Source organism: Pantoea ananatis PA13, from assembly GCF_000233595.1.
Lineage (GTDB): Bacteria > Pseudomonadota > Gammaproteobacteria > Enterobacterales > Enterobacteriaceae > Pantoea > Pantoea ananatis.
On sequence record NC_017554.1, the window covers coordinates 2,424,661 to 2,448,632 of the forward strand.

25 protein-coding genes are annotated in these 23,972 nt (G+C 55.2%); 2 read left to right on the forward strand and 23 right to left on the reverse strand.

Annotation, left to right across the window (positions count from 1 at the left end; genetic code table 11):
- Positions 1 to 7 precede the first annotated feature (7 nt).
- The gene (locus PAGR_RS11420) at positions 8 to 1,048 is read right to left on the reverse strand and encodes a sugar ABC transporter substrate-binding protein (RefSeq protein WP_014605863.1); all 1,041 of its coding nucleotides are present in this window, start codon (positions 1,046 to 1,048) and stop codon (positions 8 to 10) included.
- Positions 1,049 to 1,113: 65 nt separating this feature from the next.
- Positions 1,114 to 2,094 (reverse strand): TIM barrel protein, encoded by a 981-nt coding sequence (locus PAGR_RS11425; protein WP_014605864.1) that lies wholly within the window; start codon positions 2,092 to 2,094, stop codon positions 1,114 to 1,116.
- Positions 2,095 to 2,415: 321 nt separating this feature from the next.
- On the opposite strand from PAGR_RS11425, the gene PAGR_RS11435 reads away from it, so the two are divergent.
- Entirely contained in the window at positions 2,416 to 3,882 is a 1,467-nt protein-coding gene (locus PAGR_RS11435; protein ID WP_014605865.1) for a catalase, read from the forward strand.
- Positions 3,883 to 3,935: 53 nt separating this feature from the next.
- Here PAGR_RS11435 and PAGR_RS11440 read toward each other — a convergent pair whose 3' ends face one another.
- From PAGR_RS11440 to PAGR_RS11525, 19 genes are all read right to left on the reverse strand, one after another.
- On the reverse strand, positions 3,936 to 4,565 hold the full coding sequence (locus PAGR_RS11440; RefSeq protein ID WP_014605866.1) for a DapH/DapD/GlmU-related protein: 630 nt from the start codon (positions 4,563 to 4,565) through the stop codon (positions 3,936 to 3,938).
- 628 nt (positions 4,566 to 5,193) lie between these two features.
- On the reverse strand, positions 5,194 to 6,495 hold the full coding sequence (locus PAGR_RS11445) for a PQQ-dependent sugar dehydrogenase (RefSeq protein WP_014593685.1): 1,302 nt from the start codon (positions 6,493 to 6,495) through the stop codon (positions 5,194 to 5,196).
- A gap of 12 nt (positions 6,496 to 6,507) precedes the next feature.
- Positions 6,508 to 6,915 carry a DUF2231 domain-containing protein gene (locus PAGR_RS11450; RefSeq protein WP_014605867.1) on the reverse strand — a complete coding sequence of 136 codons (408 nt, stop codon included), beginning with the start codon at positions 6,913 to 6,915 and terminating at the stop codon, positions 6,508 to 6,510.
- A 115-nt stretch (positions 6,916 to 7,030) separates the two neighbouring features.
- Entirely contained in the window at positions 7,031 to 7,498 is a 468-nt protein-coding gene (locus PAGR_RS11455) for a thiol-disulfide oxidoreductase DCC family protein (protein WP_014605868.1), read from the reverse strand.
- Positions 7,449 to 8,090 carry a P-loop nucleotide/nucleoside kinase family protein gene (locus tag PAGR_RS11460; protein ID WP_014605869.1) on the reverse strand — a complete coding sequence of 214 codons (642 nt, stop codon included), beginning with the start codon at positions 8,088 to 8,090 and terminating at the stop codon, positions 7,449 to 7,451. The genes PAGR_RS11455 and PAGR_RS11460 overlap by 50 nt, the downstream gene beginning before the upstream one ends.
- Complete coding sequence (locus PAGR_RS11465; RefSeq protein ID WP_013025742.1) at positions 8,087 to 8,524, reverse strand: PTS sugar transporter subunit IIA; 438 nt, start codon at positions 8,522 to 8,524, stop codon at positions 8,087 to 8,089. The genes PAGR_RS11460 and PAGR_RS11465 overlap by 4 nt, the downstream gene beginning before the upstream one ends.
- A gap of 9 nt (positions 8,525 to 8,533) precedes the next feature.
- Entirely contained in the window at positions 8,534 to 8,803 is a 270-nt protein-coding gene (locus PAGR_RS11470; RefSeq protein ID WP_013025741.1) for a hypothetical protein, read from the reverse strand.
- A gap of 66 nt (positions 8,804 to 8,869) precedes the next feature.
- Entirely contained in the window at positions 8,870 to 9,712 is an 843-nt protein-coding gene (locus tag PAGR_RS11475) for a class II fructose-bisphosphate aldolase (protein ID WP_014605870.1), read from the reverse strand.
- Positions 9,699 to 11,066, reverse strand: coding sequence for a PTS sugar transporter subunit IIC (locus tag PAGR_RS11480; protein ID WP_014593681.1), 1,368 nt, complete (start codon positions 11,064 to 11,066; stop codon positions 9,699 to 9,701). Before PAGR_RS11480 ends, PAGR_RS11475 begins: the two co-directional genes overlap by 14 nt.
- Complete coding sequence (locus PAGR_RS11485) at positions 11,059 to 11,373, reverse strand: PTS sugar transporter subunit IIB (protein WP_014605871.1); 315 nt, start codon at positions 11,371 to 11,373, stop codon at positions 11,059 to 11,061. The genes PAGR_RS11480 and PAGR_RS11485 overlap by 8 nt, the downstream gene beginning before the upstream one ends.
- 9 nt (positions 11,374 to 11,382) lie before the next feature.
- Positions 11,383 to 12,363: a 6-phosphofructokinase gene (locus PAGR_RS11490; protein WP_014593680.1), complete on the reverse strand. Its 981-nt coding sequence runs from the start codon at positions 12,361 to 12,363 to the stop codon at positions 11,383 to 11,385.
- Positions 12,364 to 12,885: 522 nt separating this feature from the next.
- On the reverse strand, positions 12,886 to 13,470 hold the full coding sequence (locus tag PAGR_RS11495; protein WP_014605872.1) for a YceI family protein: 585 nt from the start codon (positions 13,468 to 13,470) through the stop codon (positions 12,886 to 12,888).
- Between the two features lie 118 nt (positions 13,471 to 13,588).
- Positions 13,589 to 15,850 (reverse strand): pyrroloquinoline quinone biosynthesis protein PqqF, encoded by a 2,262-nt coding sequence (pqqF, locus tag PAGR_RS11500; RefSeq protein WP_014605873.1) that lies wholly within the window; start codon positions 15,848 to 15,850, stop codon positions 13,589 to 13,591.
- On the reverse strand, positions 15,850 to 16,992 hold the full coding sequence (gene pqqE, locus PAGR_RS11505; RefSeq protein ID WP_013025734.1) for a pyrroloquinoline quinone biosynthesis protein PqqE: 1,143 nt from the start codon (positions 16,990 to 16,992) through the stop codon (positions 15,850 to 15,852). Before pqqE ends, pqqF begins: the two co-directional genes overlap by 1 nt.
- Positions 16,979 to 17,257 (reverse strand): pyrroloquinoline quinone biosynthesis peptide chaperone PqqD, encoded by a 279-nt coding sequence (gene pqqD / locus PAGR_RS11510; protein WP_013025733.1) that lies wholly within the window; start codon positions 17,255 to 17,257, stop codon positions 16,979 to 16,981. Before pqqD ends, pqqE begins: the two co-directional genes overlap by 14 nt.
- 2 nt (positions 17,258 to 17,259) lie before the next feature.
- Positions 17,260 to 18,015 (reverse strand): pyrroloquinoline-quinone synthase PqqC, encoded by a 756-nt coding sequence (gene pqqC, locus PAGR_RS11515; protein WP_014605874.1) that lies wholly within the window; start codon positions 18,013 to 18,015, stop codon positions 17,260 to 17,262.
- 3 nt (positions 18,016 to 18,018) lie between these two features.
- Positions 18,019 to 18,936 carry a pyrroloquinoline quinone biosynthesis protein PqqB gene (pqqB, locus tag PAGR_RS11520; protein ID WP_014593676.1) on the reverse strand — a complete coding sequence of 306 codons (918 nt, stop codon included), beginning with the start codon at positions 18,934 to 18,936 and terminating at the stop codon, positions 18,019 to 18,021.
- 52 nt (positions 18,937 to 18,988) lie between these two features.
- Complete coding sequence (pqqA, locus tag PAGR_RS23685) at positions 18,989 to 19,060, reverse strand: pyrroloquinoline quinone precursor peptide PqqA (protein ID WP_009090272.1); 72 nt, start codon at positions 19,058 to 19,060, stop codon at positions 18,989 to 18,991.
- 145 nt (positions 19,061 to 19,205) lie between these two features.
- Complete coding sequence (locus tag PAGR_RS11525) at positions 19,206 to 20,228, reverse strand: dipeptidase (RefSeq protein ID WP_014605875.1); 1,023 nt, start codon at positions 20,226 to 20,228, stop codon at positions 19,206 to 19,208.
- 186 nt (positions 20,229 to 20,414) lie between these two features.
- Between PAGR_RS11525 and leuA the strand changes: the two genes are divergently transcribed.
- Complete coding sequence (gene leuA, locus PAGR_RS11530; protein ID WP_014605876.1) at positions 20,415 to 22,130, forward strand: 2-isopropylmalate synthase; 1,716 nt, start codon at positions 20,415 to 20,417, stop codon at positions 22,128 to 22,130.
- On the opposite strand, the gene PAGR_RS11535 is transcribed toward leuA, so the two are convergent.
- Positions 22,051 to 22,833, reverse strand: a complete 783-nt coding sequence (locus tag PAGR_RS11535) for an AraC family transcriptional regulator (protein ID WP_013025728.1) — start codon at positions 22,831 to 22,833, stop codon at positions 22,051 to 22,053. The two genes, leuA and PAGR_RS11535, sit on opposite strands and share 80 nt — an antisense overlap.
- Positions 22,830 to 23,690, reverse strand: a complete 861-nt coding sequence (locus PAGR_RS11540) for an NAD(P)-dependent oxidoreductase (protein WP_014605877.1) — start codon at positions 23,688 to 23,690, stop codon at positions 22,830 to 22,832. Before PAGR_RS11540 ends, PAGR_RS11535 begins: the two co-directional genes overlap by 4 nt.
- Between the last annotated feature and the right edge of the window lie 282 nt (positions 23,691 to 23,972).

A 23,972-nucleotide genomic window follows, 5' to 3' on the forward strand; every position in this document is an offset into this window, starting at 1 on the left:
GCCAGGCTTACTGTTTAGCTAACAGTTGACGCAGCTTTTCCATGTCCTGAGTGGAAAACGCATCCGCATTCTCTTTGGTGATCAGCGCCTGCGGTGTGGACACCACGCGTGAGATTTTCTGGCCGTTAATCAAACGCAGCATCACATCCATCGCCACTTCACCCGTCAGCACCGGGAAGCTGTCCACGGTACCGGTCAGTTCGCCGCGCTTGATGGAGGCATAGGCATCGGAGATCCCATCGGTTCCGAATACGGCCACCTGTTTGGCTTTGTCCATGGCGCGTACCGCTTCCACCACGCCCAGCGCCATCGTGTCGTTATTGGCATAAAAACCGATCAGGTCAGGATGCTGTTGCAGGATAGTGCTCGCCGCATTAAAGGCCTGCTCACGACTCCAGTTAGCCGGTACGCTGGCCACCACATTGAATTTGCCGTTGGCCTTGAGCGTTTCTTTAAAGCCGCTGGTGCGCTGACCGGCAGCATAGACGCCAGGCTGTCCTTCGATCACCGCAACCTTGCCGCCCTGCGGATGGTGCTCAATAAACCATTTCGCTACGCGCACGCCGTTGTCTTTCTGGACATTACCGACGTAGTGTTCCGCATTCGGCATCACCGCGTCATTGACGTTCACAACCGGGATTTTTTTACTGTTGGCGCTTTCCAGTGCAGGCTCAAGGTTAATGTCGGTTTGCGGAGAGACCAGCAGGCCGTTATAGCCCTGAGAAATCATGGTTTCGGCAATCGACAACTGGCCCAGTTGATCGTCTTCATTTGCCGCAGCCTGATAAGCCACGGTGATGCCATATTTTTTGGCGGCGTTCTGGTAGCCTTCGCCCAGCAAACGCCAGTATTCATTGGTCAGGGTTTTGGATACGCCACCGATTTTGAGCGATTTATCGACTTTCGGCATCGCGCCATAGCGACTGTCGAGCGTTGACCAGTCGGTGCGGTCCTGTTCCGTGTCGGACTTAAGCGGTGCCAGATCGGCGGCATAAACGCTGGCACACAAGAGCGATGAAGCGATAACGGCGAGTAAACGTTTTTTCATTTTTTCAGCCTTTTATTCTGCGTTTGTAGGGTAAGAAATTGCTGTTCTGCAGCCGGCGGCCTGCGTTAACGCGCCAGCATAATGTCGTTGACGATTTGCTGTGAGGCGACCGCATCCTGACGGCTGATCGCCGCTGCCAGCGCCGGATTATCATTAAGCTGGTCGCAAAGCTTGAGTAATCGCGTCACGGTGGCAATGTTGGTTTCGGCTTCACGTACCGGATCCAGTCCGCTGGCATCCGGGAAGGTGTCAAAATAGTAGGCGCCCTGATATCCATCACGCTGCATCTGCCACAGAAACTCCAACGTGGCGCGCGGATTAACCGATGCCGCCATCAGTCCGTCGTCACGTTTGCCCCAGCCGTCGTTTAAATCCAGCCCCAGCAGCCGGGAACGACGCGCCACCATGGCCGCCGCCCAGGCAGGAATTTCATTGGCGAACAGGACATGGGCAAAATCCAGCGTGATGCCGAGGTTCGGGCTTCCGGCCTCTTCGACGGCCAGCAGGCAGGTGGTCACGTTGGGAAAAATGCTGTAGGCACGCGGCTCGTTGGGTTTGTATTCAATGCTCACATCCACGTCCGGCGCGTAGTCGGCGATTTCACGCACCGCGCTGACGGCGTCTTCCCAGATTTTTTTGTAATCGACCTGGAAGCAGTAGTCGAAACCGTCCTGACCCATCCATAACGTCATTAAGCGGGAGCCAAATTCCCGTCCGGTATCGATTCCCCGCTTGGTCAGGTCAATCGCCTCACGGCGAATTTTTGGATCCGGATGGGTAAATGCGCCAATTTTGAACTGCGGTGCATCCCACCGCATCTGCATGCCGTTGACCGCCAGCCCGGCATCCTCAATAGCCTGGCGCAGCGTTTTACTGTCACTGGTGAGGTGCTGGGGATAGTTGAGATCCAAATGCGTTAAGCCTTTAACCTTGCCTGCGCGCGCCACCATTTGCAGTACAGAGGGCTTGCCCTGCAAATCTGGCCAGTAGAGATGTGCCCCCGAAGCAAAGGAGTTAAGACGAGTAGCAAACTTTAAATCTGACATGAGGCTCAATCCTTAGTAACAGGGTTGTAATGTACTTTCCTTTTTCACAACTAACTGTGAAGTTATATTAGAATTTACACTTCTCGCGTGAACACGCAATCCTTGTTGTCGCTGAAATAACCAAAATGCGAGAGCGGTCACGGATTAATCAGCGCGGGCAACGACCTGCGGGAGCAGCCAGTAAAACGTGGACGACTGCGCCAGGTCAGCCATGGCCGGCAGCAGTAAATGTGAAAACCTGGGAGGATTAGCCGATGCAATGGCCAGATATGCGCTACGCTTAATCCATGCATTACCCTTATAAAAATGGAGACTATTTCGATGAGTCATGATGAGCGTAAACCCACCACAACCGATGCCGGTATTCCGGTGGCCAGCGATGAGCATTCCCTTTCCGTCGGTCCCGATGGCCCCCTGGTGCTTCACGACCATTACCTGATTGAGCAGATGGCCAACTTCAACCGGGAACGCATTCCCGAGCGGCAGCCCCATGCGAAAGGAAGCGGCGCATTTGGCTTTTTTGAGGTGACTGAAGATGTGAGTCGCTACACCAAAGCCAACGTTTTTCAGCCGGGCACGAAAACTGACGTGGTGATGCGTTTTTCAACGGTGGCTGGCGAGCGCGGCAGCCCGGATACCTGGCGCGATCCGCGCGGATTTTCCATTAAGTTTTATACCCGCGAAGGCAATTACGACATGGTGGGCAACAATACACCGGTGTTCTTTATTCGCGATCCCATGAAGTTTCAGCACTTCATTCGCTCGCAAAAGCGCCGCGCCGATAACAATCTGCGTGACAATGATATGCAGTGGGATTTCTGGACGCTGTCACCCGAATCCTCGCATCAGGTCACCTGGCTAATGGGCGACCGTGGGATTCCTAAAAACTGGCGTCATATGAATGGGTATTCCAGCCACACTTATATGTGGGTCAATGAACAGGGTGAAAAGTTCTGGGTGAAATACCATTTCCACACCGACCAGGGCATTGAATACCTGACGCAGGAGCAAGCCGATAAACTGGCAGGCGAAGATGGCGATTACCATACGCGTGACCTGTTTATGTCGATCAAAAACGGCCAATTCCCGAGCTGGACCCTGTACATGCAGATCATGCCGTTTGCTGAGGCTGACAGCTATCGTTTCAATCCTTTCGATTTGACCAAGGTGTGGCCGCACAGTGATTATCCGCTGATCAAAGTTGGCAAGCTGACGCTGAACCGCAACCCAACGGACAACCATGCGCAGATTGAACAAGCCGCATTTGAACCGAATAATCTGGTCCCTGGCATCGGGCTCAGCCCGGATAAGATGCTGATTGGTCGCGTGTTTGCCTATGCCGACGCCCATCGCGCACGGCTTGGAGTGAACTATAAACAGATCCCGGTTAATGCCCCGCAGTCGCCGGTGAACAGCTACAGCAAAGACGGGGCGATGCGGATGAATCCGGTATCCGACCCGGTTTACGCCCCCAACAGCAAAGGCGGCCCGGTGGCAGATGGCGACCGCTATCCCACCGACTCGGTCTGGTCAGCCAGCGGCGACATGGTTCGTGCCCCTTACTCACTGCGTCAGGACGATGACGACGTGGGCCAGGCAAATACCCTGATCAACAAGGTAATGGATGATGCCGCGCGCGACAGGCTGGTCAACAACGTTAGCGGTCATCTGCTGAACGGGGTTGAAGAGCCGGTGCTTTCGCGAGCGTTTCAGTACTGGCGCAACATCGACCAGACCATTGGCGATCGTATAGCCAGCAAGGTGCAGGAAGCACGCGCTAAGCGATAACCCGCACATCTGACGGTGGCGTAAGCCACCGTTACTCTTTTGCGCAAACGCGCTCAGCCATGTCTGGCACAAAACTGCTCAATATCCCCTGACTGAAAATCGGCCAGGTTAGCCATGATTTTTTCCAGCGGCCAGTTCCACCAGGCAATGTGCTGTAGCCGGGTTGCAATCGCCGGATGAAAACGAACGCGGATTGGTTTAGCCGGCACGCCACCCACGACGGTATAGGGTGCCACATCTTTGGTCACCACCGCACCTGCCGCCAGCACCGCACCATCGCCTACCGTCACGCCAGGCAGGACAATCACGCCATGACCTATCCAGACATCGTTGCCAATGATCACCCGGTCTTCGCGGCGGGCGCTGAAAAAACCGTGGTCGCGCGTGGCCGTAGCATCGTAATACTCCGGACAATAGGTAAAGCGGTGTTGCGACGCCCGATCCATCGGATGGTTAGGTGCACCGATGCGTACCTGATTGGCAATGGCGGTGAAGCGGCCTATTGCGCTGTCTGCGATGCAGCAGTGTTCACCGACGTAAGAGAAGTCGCCAAGGGTGCTGTATTCAAGGTAACTGTGCGCCAGAATTTCACACTGTGAGCCAATCTGGGTTTCGCGCATACGTACGCTGGCGTCAATTTCGGTCTGCTGGAGTTTGGCGGGTTTGACAATGGCAAGTGACATGAAAAGGCTCCCGGAACTGGTCTGATGTCTGGATAAGTTGTGCCTTTCAGGCACCCGATTGCCGCGCCACTGTAGCCGGGAAAGATGACAGGCAATTGACAACGAAAAAGGCGGAGTGGTTAGCTCCGCCTTGGTCAAAGTTCCGGTTAATTTGCATGACCGGTCAGTTGCATAAGGGCAACGATGATCTGCAAGATGATCCGGATGATTTCCAGAATCAGCTTCGTCAGTTCCATCACTTTCCTTCTCCCGCAACAGGAGCGCGCTGTTCAGCAACCAGGGCCTTACCGTTACCCGCCAGGTGCCTGAGCACAACTTTGTGGAGAGGGCTGAGCGGCACTCGGGGTTTAAGCCACAGGTCAGCACCACCTGTTACCTGCCGGGATTTGCATTACCGAGCTCCCCTGGAAGCAATCAGTTAACCCTGCGGCGATACCCAACACTCAACACATGTATAAATATACAGTATTTTCGCCAAACTTGAAGTCTTGCGCAGCCCTCTTTACAATCAATTTGTGGAGAGTGCTGAGCACCTCGTTCGCCATCCGGTTACCCGCCGGGCAACGAACGCATAAAAAAAGGATTTGGCGTAATGCCAAATCCTTTTTTTTGTACCTGCAGTTTAGCCTTAGTTCGCCGAACTCACGCGCCAGATCGTATCACCGGCGTCATCCGCAATGATCAGACCGCCCTGTTTGTCGCTGGCCAGACCGACCGGTAAGCCACGCACCTGTTTCTCGTCTTGGGTTAAGAAGCCGGATACCACGGTTTGCGGTTGCCCTACCGGTTTGCCGTTCTCAAACTTCACCCAAATCACTTTGTAACCGTTGAGGGGTTTGCGGTTCCAGCTGCCGTGCTCACTGATAAACGCGCCACCGCGATACTGCGGCATGTTCTCAGCGCCATAGAACAGCAGTCCGAGCGGTGCGACATGCGAACTCAGCGCATAGTCAGGCTTAATCGCCTTTTCAACCAGATCCGGCCGCTGTGGCTGCGCCCGCACGTCAACATGCTGGCCGAAATAGCTGTAAGGCCAGCCATAGAAGCCGTTCTCTTTAACCGAGGTCAGGTAATCAGGCACCAGGTCAGAGCCGATTTCATCACGCTCATTAATCACCGCCCATAGCTGCTTCGTCTGGGGTTCCCAGTCAAGGCCGGTGGGATTACGCAGCCCGCTGGCGTAGATCCGGCTGGCGCCGCTGGCGGCATCCACTTCCAGAATCGCGGCGCGGCGATATTCGGCGCCAATGCCGTTCTCGGTAATGTTGCTGTTGGAACCGACGCCGACATAGAGCTTGCTGCCGTCCGGGCTGGCCAACAGCGCTTTCGTCCAGTGGTGATTAATGGGCCCGCCAGGTAACTCGGTGACCCACTGGGGCGCGGTGCGAATTTCGGTTTGCCCTTCACTGTAGGGGAATTTCACCAGACTGTCTGCGTTAGCCACGTACAGCGTGTTCCCCACCAGCTGCATACCAAAGGGGGCACTCAGGTTTTCAATAAAGCGATGCTGTTCCCATTTACCGTTTACGTTGCGCAGCAGCGTGATGCGGTTGCCGCCCTTGCCCCCTTTGCCCGAGGCATTTTTGACCAGCCCGGTGATCAGCTCTTTGGGCTTGGTGGTCGGTTTTGGCATGCCGTTCGATTCGGCGATCAGGATGTCGTTATTCGGCAGAACATAAACCTGACGCGGATGCTGAAGATGGTCGGCAATCTTTTCAATTTTCAGCCCCTGCGCCACCGTTGGCTTTTCACCGTTCTTCCAGGGTGCGCCTTCCGGTACCTGCATGGGCGGCACCATAAAGTTTTTGGCTTCCGGTAACTCGGGATTGGCACCGATTTGCTTTTGCGGATCGATAGTCGCACCGGTATCACAACCCGCCAGCAGGGCCATCATCGTCAGCGCAATAAGGGATTGTTGCGGCATTTTCATTATGGCTTCTCCTTAAGCAGTACGTTGACGTAGCGCAAGTTGCACGTTCGCCAGCAGCAGCAGTATCACGACCAGGGTCGACAGAATCGCCGCCGTTGGCACCACGGCATACGCATCACGGCTGTGAATAAAGGCATTGGCAATGGCCAGAATGATGGCGACCAGAGAGAGCCAGAAATGGGTTTTCTCTGGCGCAGTGCTGCCGCGAAACATATAAATCAGACTAATTATTCTGGGCAGGATGGCAATCACAAGGCCAATGGCGATTAACCAGCTGGCACTGATTGACCAGAGAATGATAAAGGTTTTCATATAGATGATATCGAACAGCCAGGCCGCCACGAAAAAGCCAAGCGGTACAGGCTCCAGAAGAGCATACAGCGTCACGGCGACGGCCGAACGTCCAGAGGTATTGCGCATGTTTTTCTCCATTTTGAATAATATTACAGCTCAAGCACAGCGCATTACTTTTCCATCACGCCGTAAACCTACCTGTAAAATATTAGTAAACCTGAAGAAAAATGACGGTTTTAATTCACATTATCGCGGATTTAACCTGACCCGCACCGCTGTCAGGCGGCGATGAGAGAAAACGCCCCGGATAATCGGCCGTAATCGCCTGTTCCAGGGTATGGCGCCCGAAAAGCCTGTAGCGGTTGAGCGCGATACCGTTGTAGAAAAAATTACTGATGGGGTCGGGAAACGCGCGCAGGACGCTTAGCGCCCGCCACGGCAGCGGTAACTGCTGCATCACCCGCAGCACCGCCTGGGCACGCAGCCAATGACCATCGTTACGGATGTAGACGATCGTATTGATATTATCCTCGGGCAGGCCGGCCCATTTCAGCAGCCCTTTGCCCTGTTCACTTTGCACGGACGCAAAACGAACCTGCCGCGCCAGCCGATGGCGCAGCAGAAAACGCACCCAGCCCGTACAGAGTTTACATACGCCATCATAAAGCACGACGCTCTCGCCCGTTTGCAGATAGGGTGGCTGTGGCATGCTGCTCTTCCTCTGTTTCATCCTTAACAGAAGCAGTATAGCCTGCCCACCTCAGATGTTGAGCCAGCCACTGGCCCACCGCGTGCTCGTCAATGGCACTGGCATTGACTTCCAACAGCGGCCCCAGCGCCATCGGCTGCGCCTCCTCCGCCAGGCGACGCAGCTCGGGAAGGTACTCTGCGCCCGGATGGCCCGGCATGCGCTGCGTGAGCCGTGACTGATAGCGCGCGACGGCGGCGTCCGGTGCTATCTGCATCCAGACCTCCAGCACCTCGCTCACGCCAGCCCGCTTTAATCCCTGCTCCAGTACGCTTTTGGGCTGAAACCCAAACCATGCATCGATCAGGAAGACGCAATCAGCCGGCGACTGAGCGACAATGTTCCAGATAGCCTGATACGCTGCACAGCCCAACTGCCGGTTACGCTGGCGATCGACCGGCGCAAAGCTGGACATAAAAGGCTCCTTCAGGCTGTCCAGCGTGAGAACCGGCAGGGAAAAACGCCGTGACAGCGCACGGGCCAGCGTGCTTTTGCCTGAGGCGGGAATGCCGTTAACCAACACCACCCGCTTGGTGACAGTTTCACTGGTCATAGGATCTCCATCACTTCCGCGACGCTGCTGGCCTGACGTAACCTGACCAACGTTTCTTCATCCTCTAGCAGGGTGACAATCGCGCGAATCCCCTCCTCTATGTGGGCATTACTGTCACGGGCGCCAAACATGATCACAATATCCGCCTTGTCGCTGCCGTCAAACGAGACCGGCTCCGAAAGCAGTACCATGCTGAAGCAGTCGCGAATCACGCCCGTTTCTGGGCGGGCATGCGGGATGGCGATACCTTCTTCAAACACGTAATAGGCACCGTGAGTCAGCGTATTCTCGATCACCGCCTGAGGATAAGAGGCCTGAATATAGCCGCCCTCCACCAGCGGCCTGGCCGCCATGGCGATAACCTGCTGCCAGTCCCTGGCGGCAATACCTACCTGAACAGCATTGGCTTCCTGTAATAACTGTTTAATGGTCATTACTGCTCCTTAAACTGATTTACGCACCAGATTGCGTAATTCATCAATTTTCACAAAAAGAGGATCAATGTCATCCCGGTAAAGGCGACTTTTCGCAAACAATGATAATGCACGGTTATATTCCAGCATTAATTGTTTTTGCGTTTCAGTGTCGCCTGAATTCGCTGCCAGCTTTGCTTCCAGCGCCGTTATTTTTTGACTGACCTGCTCTGCCTGACGATCGCGTTCTGCATCCTCTGAGGCCGTATTTTCCACTTTCTTTTTCATGAATCCAAACATAGCGTCTCCTGCCCCGAAAAGCGCCAGGGCACTTCAGGTTTATTCACGTCGGGATAATAAAAGTGCTTAACGGAACAGCTGCATTTTTTCTACTAATACATTGGTCACTGCATTATTCGCAGGCACGAGGAAATTACGCACGCTGTCGTTAACTTTGCCTTTTTCAAACGTTGCCTTGCATTGGGCGACCCACTGCACATTCATTTCCGTTCCCACGTTCACTTTTTCGATACCGCTGCCCACCGCCAGGCGCATGTCCTCGTCACTGACCCCGGTACCACCGTGCAGAACCAGCGGCGTAGCCGTGGCAGCCGTAATCTCCGCCAGCCGTTGATGCTGAATATGGGCTTTGCCGGTGTAGAGCCCGTGAACCGTGCCGATGGAAATGGCCAGCATATCCACGCCGGTTTCATTCACAAAACGTTTGGCATCCTCTACCGTGGTGAACGCAATATCGCTCATTTCCACACATTTCCCGTCTTCAGAGCCGCCAATTGCGCCCAGCTCCGCTTCCACAGAGACATTTACGGGCCGGGCCATATCAATCACCCTGCGGGTATTGGCAATATTCTCATCAAGCGGTAAATGTGACCCGTCATACATGACCGAACTAAACCCGGCTTGAATTGCCGTCTGAATCGCGTCTAAATCGGAACAGTGATCCAGGTGCAAACAGGTCGGAATATTTTTACTCTTTGACAGCGATTTAATTGCATCCACCAGTAATTCATGTCCCAAATATTTCGCTGTACCGGTTGAAATTTGAATCATCAATGGGCTGTTGGTATTTTCGGCGGCTTTAAAAAAAGCCGGTAACATTTCCAGGCAGTGTAAATTAAATGACCCTACCGCTTTAAATTGGCGTTCTTTGGCAATTTTCAGCAATTCGGTAAAGTTATAAAGTTTCATGCACGTTTTCCTCACGGGGTTTAGTGGATTTTCCGTTAACAAACCAGGCGATAGCGGTAACAAAAGCAATGAACACAGCAACGAACAACCAGTTATTCTGGAAAGCATGTCCCAGCACCAGGCCGGTACTGATGACGTCGGAATCGCTGAAGGTCACGCCGGTAAAGCCATAGCTTTCCAGCATCGGCACCAGAATGGCGGGCAGGAAGGTGATAAACAGGCCGTGGACGAATCCGCCGATCATCGCCCCGCGTCGTCCGCCCAGCGCGTTACCGAACACGCCTGCCGTTCCGCCGGCAAAAAAGTTAGTCAGCAGACCGGGCAGAATCATCGCCAGACCAAACATCGGGAAAACCAGCATCCCCACCACAGAGCCCAGCGTTGTAGCGAGAAAGCCGACAATGACCGCGTTTGGCGCATAAGGGAACATAACGGGACAGTCGAGGGCGGGTTTCGCATCCGGCACCAGCCGCATGGCAATACCGCGGAAAGCCGGCACCAGTTCGTTCAGCAGCAGTCGCACGCCGCTGTAGAGCACAAACACGCCTGCCACAAACTGGATGGATTGCATAAAGGCATACATCAGATAGTTGGTGCCGCTACTGTACTGGGCGATAAAAGCCGGGCCTGCCGCCACGGCAGGAATCAGGTACATCGGCACCATCACCACCGCCATGGACAGATAGGTGTCCTGCAGAAACTTAAAGTTATCGGGCAGCTTTAAGTCTTCAGTCGAGCGTGAGCCTTTTCCGACCACCTTCGCCACTGCCGCAGTGAGCAGGTAACCAATGGTGCAGAAGTGACCGAGCGCGACATCGTCCGAGTCGGTGATACGACGCACCACCGGCTGCGCCAGCGCTGGCATCACGACCGCCATCACGCCGCCAAAAATACCGCCGGTTAAAATGAGCGGTAATCCGGTGAGGCCGGCTTTATAGCCGATAACCGCGCCAATGGTGGCCATCCACAGTAGCGCCTGGCCGGTCAGGAAGATGTATTTGAACGGTGTCAGGCGGGCAATGATGATGTTGACGATGAAGATCACCAGCAGCGTCATGGCCACTTCCGATCCCAACTCGCGGTTTGCCAGTCCGGCAATCGCCGCCACGTCGGTGATGTAGCCCTGCATCCCAAAACCATGGGTGAAGATGCTGTTAAGGAAGGTCAGCGCGCCCACGATGATGTTGATGCCGGCCATCATGATTAAGAACCCCAACAGGGTTTTAAACGTGCCTTCTACCACCTTGCCGGCAGATTTTTTTTGCAGGACCAGTCCGATCAGCGCAATAAACGCGATCAGAATGGATGCCTGCCCCAGTAAGTCTTTAACCAGAAAATTAATTACACTATTCATGATTAGCAACCTTCACATTACGCTCTTTTAAGAAAGCCACGATTTTTTGCTCAATTTCAGCTTTATCGGTGAGTCTATTTAATATAATTACGCGTTTAATCTGTTCTGGTGTGGCGTCGGCATTTAAGACATCCGCAAAGGCTTTTTGCGTCAGGATCATGTCGGATTTAAATGCGTTAGCTTCTGAAATCGTGGTGTGATCGATGTCGGCATCAATCTCCAGTTTTTTTAAAACGGCTTTCGCACTCATTTCGATAGCGAAACTTGACCCCAGACCACAACCACAGACACATAAAATTTTCAGCATGTTTTCTCCTCACAATATATGCAGTTGTTTAGCGAGTTTATAATGATGCCCTTCTGTATCGACCAGGCGTTTTTTCATGCTTATTAAGTCAATCGGAATAGGCTTATTACTGCCGTTAATAATCACGGCTTTATTGCGCATTCCGGATTGAATACAACGAACCACTTCACTTGCCATAATGGTGCCCTGATAAATTTCCTCACAGGTGGGATCGCCATTTCGCAGTCCATAGCCGACGATCGTTTTGCGAATGCGCACGCCGATCAACGGTTCAAGCTGCTTAATTAATGTGTCAATCGCCCCCTGAAAGCCCGGTGAATATTCCCGTGTGTAACCTTCTGAGCAGAGGATTACCACGCTGTTTTGTTCGCTGAGGCGCTGAGTGATGCGTTCTGCCAGAACGTTTGTGGGGATCTGGCATTCCGGGATCAGCGCAAAGTCGGCGTTGGATTTGAGCGCTGACTGGAGCGTCAATTCGCCACAGTAGCCGCCGAGCAGTTCCACCATAAATACCCGGCCCGTTAATGCCCGACCGGTGTTTCTGAGCTTTGCCACCTCTTTTAATACCTGCTCACAGGCGGTGGAAAAGCCCACCGTGTAATCACTGCCGTAGACATCGTTGTCAATCGTCATGCCGATGCCAAAACAGTTCACACCAAATTCACTGAGCGTATGCAGAAATTGCAGCGATCCGTCGCCTCCAGCCAGAATTAATACGTCGATGCGTAATGCTTTTAACTGCCGGGCGATCGTTTCATATTCGCTACGAATTAATTTTCGCGCGGTTCGGCCTGACTGCATTACCGGAAGAGAAGTAATGGAAAAATCCACTAAATCGCGCTGAGAAATTTCCTGGCAGACATTATCCAGCAAGCCTGGAATGCCGCCGTTAAATAATATCATCTCCGCCTGCGTCATCCTGGCTATCTGGAAAATGAAATTATTAATGCCGGTGACGTCGCCGCCGCTAATGACCATTCCGATTCTCATCCTGACATCCTTCTGGCTTAATGCGTCTGAAGCTATTGTTTCGGGATATCAGCTTGGTATTTGCAAGTGAGATCACAAAAACGAGAGGAATTTATGCAGGCAATATATTGACAGCCCCTTGAACCAGCTTATTTATGTGAAACAAATCACATTTACTGATTCAGGAAAGACGATTAGCTTCACGTTATAAAACAACAGGTTAAATACAGGGATCGGAATAACTTTTCTGTCAATACGGCATCACGCCGTTGCCAATAAAATCTCGATGTGAATTTGTGATTCTGACCTCATTTTTTTAGGTTCGGCAGGCGATCTGTTATTTCCGAAACAGATGATGGCGTGGTGAATCCGCAGGAACACCATGATGAGATGCATTTTTTTGCTTGTACTGTCGCAGGGCGAAAGGATGCCGAGGGGTGAGTGGAAGGACGACGAATGGCGCTTAGCCTGGCCGGCGGCGGCGTAATCTGCTGCAAAAAAAAGCCCGACACCTGGGTGCCGGGCCGGAAAAGTAAACGGAATTTACTTGGCGTACGCTTCCGTAGAAATAGTCAGTGTCACGTCATCACTGACTGCTGGGACATATTTGTCCAGTTTGAAGTCAGAACGCTTAATGGTACCGGTGGCGTCAAAACCAATCGCCTGCTTCTTGACCATCGGATGCTCACCCTGCTTATTCAGCGTGGCATGCAGCGTCACAGGTTTGGTAATGCCTTTCAGAGTGAGGTTCCCTTCAACATCAAATTTGTTATCGCCTTTGGCAATAACTTTGGTGCTGCGGAAGGTTGCACTGGGATACCTCGCCACGTCGAAATACTCCGCGCCTTTGAATTCCTTGGTCAGGGCAGGAACATGGCTGTCGATTTTGCTAACCGGTAACGTGACGTCAACGCGCGACTGCTCAGGCTTGCTGCTGTCAAAAACCAGAGAACCTGTCGTGTCTGGAATGTCAGCAGTGGGATGGGAGAAGCCGAAGTGCTCCCAACTTACCACAACAGAGGTATGTTGCGGGTCGAGTTGATAATGCATGGCTTCAGCCTGAGAAACCGGAACATACAGTGCAGCAGCTGCGAGCAGTGGCAGCGTGAAACGTTTTACATTCTTCACTTTTACTTCCTTATTTTATGACATCACCTTGAGTCTGAGCCATATAAGCAGGAAGTAAAAGTGAACAGATTTGGCGTAAACAATCAAAATTATTCAGCAATATCAGTGTGTGATTATTCTAATTCTTACCTTTAGCATACAGGATCTGCCAGCGGTGCCGATCGGTCAGTAACTGTTGCTGTAACTGCTTCACCTCTCCCTCAGTGAGTGCGGCTATCTTCTCCGCCTCCAGGTTTGGCAACCCATTCGCCTGGCGTAACGCCACTTCACGTGCATCTTCTTTCACCTGCAAAAGCGGCGTTTTGAGCGGATCGATTGCCTGCTGGGCGATGTAGATCGCTATGTCACGCAGAAAGTCTTCGCAGTATTGGATCAGGGTCGATGCCGGACAATCCGGTGACTGAAGCGCAAAGAGAAGACCATCGCTATCCGTACTGCGATGGTAGCGGCAACTGACGACGTAGCCGATCGGCTGTTCTACCCGGTAGCGCTGATAAAAGCGCGGCTCACAGATCAGCGCCAGCGCGCGAAGTGCGGCTACCTGCTGCGGGTCGCCCAGGGGAATAAACAGCAGAACGGCACTGTCATCGCTGGGATGGGGAATACAGGTTTCACCGCCTACGCAGCGGTACTCAGGGCGCGTAGGGGAATTCACCGTCAGCACACTCAACTGCCGGGACACGAGCCGATGCTGTTCGGCATTGCCCCCTAGCAGGACGGCACGCCAGCATTGCGGATTGAGTGACGTCGCCAGCCGCTGCGGAAGCTGGCGCAGCAGTTCGCGTATCGCAATGCCCGGTATCACCGGCGTGGATACGCTGTGTGTCTGCATCAGGCATTGCACAAGCTGCCCCAGTGCCGCACTGAGCAGCGTCTTGTCTGACGGCAGGCGCAGGGTGAGTTGCCAGACGCCCTGCACCTCACGCCACTCTCCGCTGCCGGAAAAATGCCGCAGCACCGCAAACACGGGGCGTAACTCAGGCTCGCAGGCCGCGCCGGCTGCCCATGTTGTATAAAGTTCAGGACGCAGCACCAGCGTGCCCTGCGTCTCATCCGGTGTGATATGGGGTAACACGGCCTGACCGGTCGGCTCTGCACGCAGCGGCAAGAGATTCGGCTGCGGGTAAAATGTCCACCTGACGGGCGGGCAATTCATCACGGGCTTTTGCCAGGCTGTCAGTGACAGGTCATAACCCTGAACCCTGTGCGTTTCACCTTTAACCTCGGCGGCGCACATCAGCGTGGTCGCCGTGGCGGCGTGCATTTCGTTCAGTAAGGCGTCCAGGTCGGGACAGTCGCCCACGGCCGCAAAGCCCAGCGCGCGCGCCTGAAGTTGCTGCAGGGGCGACTGTGCGGCCAGGCGCTGCTGCGCCAGCTGCCAGTAGTGCTGCCGCTGCACCGGCGTGGTATGGCGCAGCGCCTCAAGAAAGGACGCGATCAGGGGCGGAACAGCGGACGGCTCCTCCGTGACGAACGTGACCGCCACCCACATGTCCGCGTCCGACTGATAAAGCCATTTCACGTCAGGCTGGCTGGCGCGCGTGCGTGCATACAGCGTTTCCAGCAGCCCGCCTGGGGCATCATCAAGCAAAAACTCGCGCAGTAAAGTGACGCCGTCACGAAATTGCGCGGGTAAAATCCAGCTTTGCCAGAGTACTGATGGCCCTTCCTGCTGTAACGCCAGCGCCCTGTTGGGCGAAAGCGTTACCGGGGCATCGGGCCGCCTGGCACTGTTGCGTGGCTGAAACGCAGCGGCAAACGCCTTCGCCAACGCGGTGAGCTGTTCCAGCGACTGTGGGCCCTGCAGCCACAGCGTCAGGTTGTCTGAGTGAAAGAAGCGCTGATGAAAAGCCCGAAGCGCCGCCTGCAAATCAGTGACGCTGTCACCGAACGACATCCTGTTCCCTACATGAAAGCGTTTAAACTGCGCCGGAGACGTCACTGGCGTAAACATGGCGGCTTCCGCGCGGGCCGCAGCATGGCGCTGCAGCAGGCGGTACTCTGCATCAATCACCGCGATTTCCTGGCTGATGGCCTCGCGGGTCAGGCTCGGCGCACTCAGCATATCCTGCAGGCGCAACAGGCCTTCACTGAAGTTGTCGGGGGTGACCTCAAAAAACCAGGCGCTTTCGCGTGCCTGGGTGGTAGCATTCACCTGTCCGCCGTTCGCCTGAACCCAACTCATCAGCCGCCCATCATGCGGCCAGCGCTGACTGCCGGTAAAAAGCAGGTGCTCCAGCAAATGCGCGAGTCCAGGCCAGCGCTCTGGCTCGTCATGGCTGCCTGCCGCCACTTTGACCAGCGCCGCCGCCTGGGTGGCGTCCGGCTGGTGGCACAGCGTTACGTTCAGTCCATTGAGTTGCAGGCAGCGTGAATGCATTACAGAATCCGCGTTTTATAGATCAGCTGAGAATTGCTGCGATTGCGGAACTGAAGCTGACCAATTTTAATGTCGCTGCAGTCGGCTTCACGGCGGGCATCAAGGATTTTGCCATGGTGCGGCGATTTGCTGCAGACCGGATCGGCATTGTCTGCATCGCCGGTAAGCATAAAGGCCTGACAGCGACAGCCGCCAAAATCTTTCTCTTTTTCGTCACAGGAGCGACAGGGTTCCGGCATCCAGTCATAGCCGCGATAGCGGTTGAAGCCAAACGAGTGGTACCAGATATCCTCCAGGCTCTGTTCAAGCACAGAGGGAAAAGCCACCGGCAGCTGGCGTGCGCTGTGGCACGGAAGCGCGGTGCCATCGGGCGTGACGCTCAGGAAGATCGCGCCCCAACCGCCCATGCAGGGCTTGGGACGTTCTTCATAATAGTCAGGCGTCACGAACAGCAGATTGGTGAGGCTACCGCTGTCGCTCATGCGCGCACGGTACTGATTCACGATGCCTTCGGCCCGGGCGATCTGCTCACGGGTAGGCAGCAATCCCTCACGGTTTAACTGCGCCCAGCCGTAAAACTGACAGGTCGCCAGCTCCACATCATCGGCTTCAAGCTCGATGCACAGGTCGATAATCTTATCGATCTGATCGATATTGTGACGATGCAGCACGAAGTTCAGCACCATGGGATAGCCGTGGGCTTTGACCGCGCGCGCCATCTCCAGCTTCTGCTGAAACGCCTTCTTAGAGCCGGCCAGCGCCGCGTTAAGGGTTTCATCACTGGCCTGGAAACTGATCTGAATATGATCCAGTCCCGCGTCGCTGAAAGCCTCAAGCTTTTTCTCCGTCAGGCCAATCCCGGAGGTGATCAGATTGGTATAAAAACCTAAGTCACGTGCCGCTTTGATCAGGTCGGGCAGGTCTTTGCGCGTTAACGGCTCCCCGCCGGAGAAGCCGAGCTGAACGCTACCCATGGCGCGTGCCTGGCGAAAGACGTCGATCCACTGTTCAGTGCTCAGCTCTTTTTCCTGCTGGGCAAAATCCAGTGGATTTGAGCAGTACGGGCACTGGAGCGGACAGCGGTACGTCAGCTCGGCCAGCAGCCACAGGGGCGGATTGACGCCGGGTTTATGCTGGTTCACGGAACTGTATCCACTTCTGTTCATAGGCTGACTGCAGGAATTCTTTGACATCCTCGCCCACACCGCCTGCCTCGGGGAAACGCGCATCCAGAATGGCAATGATCGCGGCGATATCCTGCTTGCCGTCAACCAGCTCCAGAATGGCGGCGGCGGTTTCATTGAGTTTCGCCATGCCTTCCGGGTAAAGCACGACGTGGCTGTCCTGTGCCGCTTCCCATTGCATACGGTAGCCCCGGCGAAAGGCGGCAATTGTGTGTTCGTTCATCGTTATACCAGTCGGGTTGTGTGCCAGGCCGCTTTATCCGTCACGCTATGATAAGGCGGGCGTTGAAGTTCGTAAGCCATGGTCATGGCATCCAGCATGGTCCACAGAATGTCCAGCTTGAACTGCAGGATCTCCAGCATGCGGTTCTGTTTTTCGGCGGTGTCGCAAAACGCCAGCGCCAGTGCCAGGCCGTGCTCCACGTCGCGGTTGGCCTGACTCAGGCGGCTACGGAAATAGAAGTAACCTTCTTCTTTGATCCACGGATAGTGCTGCGGCCAGCTGTCGAGCCGGGACTGATGTATCTGAGGCGCAAACAGCTCGGTCAGCGAGCTGCAGGCCGCTTCCTGCCAGTTCGCGCGACGGGCAAAACTGACATAGGCATCAACCGCAAACCGGACGCCCGGCAGGACATGCTGCTCCGAGACCAGTTCATCCCGGCTTAAACCCACCGCTTCGCCCAGGCGTAACCAGGCCTCAATGCCGCCATCTTCGCCCTGGCTGCCATCATGATCCAGGATGCGTTGTACCCATTTACGTCGGGTTGCCGGATCGGGGCAGTTGGCCATGATCGCCGCGTCTTTCAGCGGAATGCTGGTCTGGTAGTAAAAGCGATTCGCCACCCATCCCTGAATCTGCTCAGGCGTGGCCTGACCTTTATGCATCGCAATATGGTACGGGTGATGAATATGGTAGTAGGCGCCTTTATCACGCAGCGCCTGTTCAAAGGCCTGCGGCGACAGGGTTTCCGTAATCAGCATCGTTTAGTCCTGAAGATGTATCGCCATCCCGTCGTGACTCACCTCAATGCCCTGTTGTGTCAGGTACTGCCGCTGAGGTGACTGTTCGTTGAGAACGGGATTCGTGTTGTTAATATGGATTAAAATCTTTCGTTTTGCTGGCAGACGGGCGAGCAGTGCCATCAGCCCCTGCTCTTCGGCCAGCGCCAGGTGGCCCATGGCCTTGCCGGTATTTTTACCCACGCCCGCGGTCAGTAATTCATCATCCTGCCATACCGTACCATCAATCAGCAGGCAGTCGGCCTGCTCAAGCCAGGGCAGGATCACCGCATCCGGCTCCCCAAGCCCCGGGGCATACAGGAGCGTCTGGCCGTTGGCGCGGTTTTCAATAAACAGCGCGACGTTGTGGCCCGGTAACGGACGGTCACGGTAAGGGGAATACGGCGGTGCATTGCTGAGGATCGGGATAGCGGTAAACTGGAGATCCGGACACACATCCACGTTAAACGGCGTTAACGGACGAATGGGCCGGTGTTGAAGTCCGCCATTCCAGTGTTTCAGCATGGTAAACACCGGGAAACCGGTCGTCAGATCGTCATGCACTTCGGGTGTACACCACACCTGATGCGGGCAGCCCTCACGCAGGCTGAGCAGCCCGGTGGTGTGGTCAATCTGACTGTCGGTAAGAATAATGCCGCCGATCGCGGTCCCGCGCAGAACGCCCTTTTTCACTAATTCAGGCGTGTGCAGTATTTGCTGGCTGATGTCAGGTGAGGCATTGCAGAGAACCCAGTCTTCACCGTTATCACTGATGATGATGGAGGACTGGGTACGCGGGCTGGCCTGCAGAGTCCCGTTACGCACACCATCACAGTTGGGGCAGTTGCAATTCCACTGAGGGAATCCACCGCCTGCAGCCGATCCAAGGACTTTAATAAACATGAAAGGAACCAGGTGTTGAAACAAAATGCCCGCACAGACGGCGGGCAAGTGATTAGCGGTTGGAGATGTACAGCGTCACTTCCAGACCGAGGCGCAGGTCAACAAACGTTGGTTTTTTCCACATAACTTTCTTCCTTATAGATTGAGATAAACAGACAAATAAATGACTGCAAGACAGCATTGTGACAGGGGTTAAAATGCGAACCTTGTCACACTATTTTCACGCAGACGGCCAGGTGAAATCAATGAAAAGCCCGTAAGAAAACGTGTTAGTGCAGTCCGGTGTGTTGCAAAACCCGCAGCCAGTTTCCCCACGTTAATTTTTCCAGCATGCGTTGATCATAGCCCGAGTCGCGAAAAACGGCGAGCAATCGCGGCAGACCGCTGACGTCACCTAACGCCTCAGGCGGCGAGATCCCGTCAAAGTCTGAACCGAATGCCACGTGATCTTCGCCCATTATGTTAATTAAGTGATCGCAATGTTTGACGATTTCTGTCAGATCGGTATCGCTGTCGCGTTTTCCATCAGCACGAAGGAACGCATTGCCAAAGTTTATGCCAACCAGCCCACCGCTGGCATGGATCGCCTTAAGCTGGTTATCGGTCAGGTTGCGCGGCTGAGCACATAAAACGTGAGCATTAGAGTGGCTGGCCACCAGCGGCGCATCGGAAAGCCGGACCGTATCCCAGAAGGCTTTTTCATTCATATGCGACACATCAATCATCATGTTTAAGGCAGCGGCCTGCCTGATAAGCGCTTCCCCTTCTGCCGTCAGGCCTGGCCCCGTATCCGGCGAACCTGGAAAACTGCCGTTAACCCCTTCGCCGAAGCGATTTTTCAGATTCCAGAATGGGCCGATAGAGCGAACACCTGCCTGGTAGAAGGCGTTTAGCGTTTCGCCCTCCGCATCCAGCGCGTCGGCCCCTTCAATATGCGCCACCAGCGCCAGCACGCCCTCAGCACGGCAGGCTTCAATCTCTGCAGCGCTGTGGCATAGCCTGGCACGGCCCGCTGACTGCGCAGCGATCTGCTGCAGTATCGCCAGCTGCTGCCACATGATTGTCAGCGGATCATAGGGTTCTTGCGCGGCGCGAGCCGGGGCGACCTGAGCGAGATAGTCCTGCGGCGGCACAAAAACAGCAAACAGCCCACCGGCAAAACCGCCCTGCTGCATACGAGGAAAGTCGAGGTGACCTTTTGGCACGCCCGCATAGAAAGCCTCTGCGGGCGCATCGCGATGGTACAGCCACAGATTGAGTAACAGATCGTTGTGCCCGTCGAAAACCAGCATAGGGGAACCACCTTGAGAAACATCAGGTTATGCTACCGCTCTCTTTCCCCTTCAGCAAACGCCTGCGCACTCAGCGCCACAAGGCGTCAACAAAATTGTCACTTTTGCGCTTCAGGTTGTCAGTTTTCCGCGCGCGGCGGGCGTAACGCCACGCCACACTGGATTAACACCTACAAGGAGATGACTATGTTGATGCATCCGGCTGAGAAATATCGTCCGTTCCCGTCCGTTGATCTGGCCTCTCGACAGTGGCCTTCACAGCAGATCACCCGCGCGCCGCGCTGGCTGTCTACCGACCTGCGGGATGGCAATCAGGCCCTGGCAGAACCGATGAATCGTGCGCAGAAACTGCAGTTCTGGCAATTATTACTGGACTGCGGCGTTAAAGAGATTGAAGCCGCCTTTCCTTCTGCCTCGCAAACGGATTTTGACTTTGTGCGGGATCTTATCGAACAAAAGCGCATTCCTGATGACGTGACGTTGCAGGTGTTAACGCCAGCACGTCACGACCTGATTGACAGAACATTCTGCGCACTGGAGGGCGCACCGCGCGCCATTGTGCATTTGTATAATGCCACCGCCCCCTTATTTCGCGAACGCGTGTTTAATCAGAGTAAAACACAGATCGTGGCGCTGGCGACCACGAGCGCAAGACAGATTCGTGCTGCATGTGAGGCCGCGCCTGACACACAGTGGAGCTTTGAATATTCACCCGAAACCTTCTGTTTTACAGAGCCGGCCTTCGCGCTGGAGATATGTGAGGCGGTAGCAGAGGTCTGGCAACCCAGCCCGGAACGTCCCATGATCATCAACCTGCCCGCCACTGTTGAAGTGAATACGCCCAACGTCTATGCCGATCAGATAGAGTTTTTCTGCCGTCATTTTAGCCGACGCGACGCGGTATGTATCAGCGTTCATCCTCATAACGACAGAGGAACGGGCGTCGCCTGCGCGGAACTGGCCCTGCTGGCAGGCGCGGATCGGATTGAAGGCTGCCTGTTTGGCAATGGTGAACGTACAGGTAACGTTGATTTGGTGACGTTGGCGTTAAATCTTTATACCCAGGGCATTGCGCCGGGACTGGACTTTAGTGATATGGCCCGGGTTATTGAGGTGGTGACCGACTGCAATAAACTGCCGGTCCATCCCCGTCATCCCTATGCCGGTGAGCTGGTATTTACCGCTTTTTCCGGCTCGCATCAGGATGCGATTAAGAAGGGATTCGCTTACCGCCGCCAGCATAAGGAAACGCAGTGGCAGATCCCCTATTTGCCGCTCGATCCTGCCGATATCGGCTGCAGTTACGAAGCTGTGATTCGGGTAAACAGCCAGTCGGGTAAAAGCGGGGCCGCCTGGTTGCTGGAGCAAAATCATGGCCTGCAACTTCCCCGCCCTCTGCAGCAGGATTTCAGCCGTTGCGTTCAGCAGGAGAGCGATCTGCACGGTAAAGAAATGACGCAGCACGCTGTCTGGCAGCTTTTCTGCCGTCACTATCAGATTGAGCAGCCCGCTCTGCGCCTGATGGAAGCGCACAGTCAAAGCGAGTCCGGCGAGCAGACGCAACTGCGTGCCCACGTCCATCATCAGGGCCGCACTCTGCGTCTGACAGGCCGCGGTAATGGCCTGCTTTCCGCCGCTGTGACGGCACTCCGTCAGTCCCTCGACCTGGCGCTGACCATTGAAGATTATCATGAACATACGCTGGGAAAACGTAGCGACAGCCGCTCAGTTGCCTATGTCAGCTGCATCAACCTTCAGGGCGAACGCCACTGGGGCGTCAGCATCGACAATGATACGTCGCGCGCCGCACTGCAGGCGTTGCTTAACGCGGCAAGCCACTTTCTGCCGCAGGAAAATAGTCCGTTGGCGATACACCCAGCAGACGGCGAAACATGGCGCTAAAGGCACTCGGGCTTTCATAGCCCAGATCCAAAGCCACGCGCAATACGCTGTCGCCCTGCGCCAGACGCGTCAGGGCAACAGCCACGCGCGCCCGCCGGACCCAGTCACTGAACTGCAGGCCGGTTTCACGCACGAAATGGCGAGCCAGCGTCCGGCCAGACAGGTTGAGCCTGGCGCTGGCCGCCGCCAGAGACCAGTCGCCCGCCAGATCGGCCTGAATCTGCATGCACAGCGCCCGTAAACGTGGGCTCTGTGGCAGGGGCAACGCATAAGGCAGCGCATCCATGCCGCGAATTTCATCCAGAATCAATTCATAAATCCGTTCGCTACGGCTGGCTGGCGCATAGGACACGGGCAAATCGATGGCGTGGATGATCAGCTCGCGCAGCAGCGCTGAAATCTGCACGACCTGGCAGCTGGCGGGAAGATCGGCCCTGGCAAGGGGATCGATAAACAGCGTGCGTGCGGCGACTGCGCCGGTAATGTACAAGCGATGACGGGTTAAAGCGGGCAGCCAGACGCCACGACTTGGCGGTACGGTCCAACTGCCCTGTTCTGTTTCCACGCGCACGACGCCGCTCAGCGTATGAATAAGCTGCGCGCAGCTGTGATGGTGCCAGGGTTCTGTCGCACCATGCGAATAGTCGTGCGCCAGCGGCACCAGCGGGCGCGTGCTGAAATCAAAACTGACCCTTGAACTCATTGCGACTTAAGATATTTATAGATCACGGCTAAGTCCTCTTCACCATGACCGGCTTCCACGGCCTGCTGCCAGACGCTGGCGATATTTTCCAGCGCGGGCAGTGAACTGTCTGAGGCGTCCAGTGCCAGCTTCGCGTCTTTAAGCGCCCATTGCAGATGCATCTGCGGGGTATAATCATCGCTGGCCATCATGCCCAGCTTCATTTTGGCATAAGGCGCCGCCAGCGGGCCACCGTCCAGCACCTGCCACAGATCGTCGGTTGAGAAACCAAACTGGTCGGCAAGCCGGGTACTTTCGGCCAGGCTCTGCATCAGACCAATCAGCCAGCTGTTGATGACCAGCTTCATGCGCGAGCTCTTGCCCGCCTCACCCAGCCACTGCGTGCCTTTACCTATCGCGTCGAAGACGGCCTCTGCGGCCTGAGCACGGGACCGATCGCCACTGGCCATCACCAGAATCTGGGCGTTCTCTGCGGGCGCCTTGGTGCCGGAAACCGGCGCGTCGATAAACACCACATCGGGACGAGCCTGAGCAAAGAAAGTGATCAGCGCATCCGTTTTTTCAACGCCGATCGTGCCCATCTGGCACAGCGTTGCGCCCTGTTTCAGCGCCGCTTTCGCCTCGTGCAGGACCTGCTCTGTGGTCTCGCCGTCGGACAACATGGCAATTACCACGTCCGCCTTCTGAACGGCTTCCGCTGCGGAATCGGTTAACGTCAGCCCCGCCGCAATCAAATCTTCCCCCCGCGCACGGGTGCGGTTCCAGCCGTACACCCTGAACCCCTTTTTCAGTAAATTAGCGGCAAAGGCATGCCCCATCGCCCCTAATCCCAGTACTGCAACATCAGGTTGTTTCATGCTGATTTCCTTCGTTCTGATTATGGGTATCCGTCTTCTGTGTACCTGACGGCGCAGGCTAAAATGTAGCATCTGTTACCCGGCGCGTCCCGTCGGCACGCCGTGACCCGCGCGTACCGGGCCATGAAGACACCGTTTCCCGACAGGCCTCTTCGTGGCGTCGAGCCGGTCAGAGAATAACAAGGTTGGCGACGATGCGATCACATAAACCGGCCAATCATTTACGCTTTCCAAACCTCTGACAAAACCAGTAACATGTGTCGCGATTGTTCCAGTTGGTTC